Consider the following 483-nt stretch of genomic DNA (forward strand, 5'->3'; position numbering starts at 1 on the left):
CGTCAGGCCAGAAATGTGGCTGCTGACTCTGGATCAGGACAGCCGTATTTATCACCAGCTCAGTGTTCCCGACATTTTACACAGCCTGCTGAAACAGAAAAAACTCCAGGCCAATATACGTTTTAATGACCCGCACTCAGTGCGGGAATACACCACCATGAAAAGGGAATCCTCCTATGATTTCTTCACCCGCCTGGCAGCGGAAGAGGGGATTTTCTTCTGGTTCGCCGATGATGGGCTCCATGTGAGCGACAGCCACTTACACATGAGGGCACCGGATACGTTGATTTACAACCCAGATGTCACCGACGCAACAGATGAAAATGTTATCTCCGGATGGTCTTTTGGCTCCCACATGCGCCCTGAATCCATCACTCAAAAAGACCGGAATTACCACAACCCCAATTATGCTTTGCAGCATAACGCCACCGATTATGAAGCAGAAAATAGCACGCCATTTCACATTTTCGAAAGTTACGGGCG

General features: G+C 49.1%; 1 protein-coding gene. It reads left to right on the top strand.

Annotation, left to right across the window (positions count from 1 at the left end; all coding sequences use genetic code 11):
* On the top strand, positions 1 to 483 hold a 483-nt coding region (locus tag C5471_RS23630; RefSeq protein ID WP_278250198.1), incomplete at both ends, for a contractile injection system protein, VgrG/Pvc8 family.

It is taken from the genome of Photorhabdus tasmaniensis (assembly GCF_011189505.1).
In the GTDB taxonomy this organism is placed as follows: Bacteria; Pseudomonadota; Gammaproteobacteria; order Enterobacterales; family Enterobacteriaceae; genus Photorhabdus; species Photorhabdus tasmaniensis.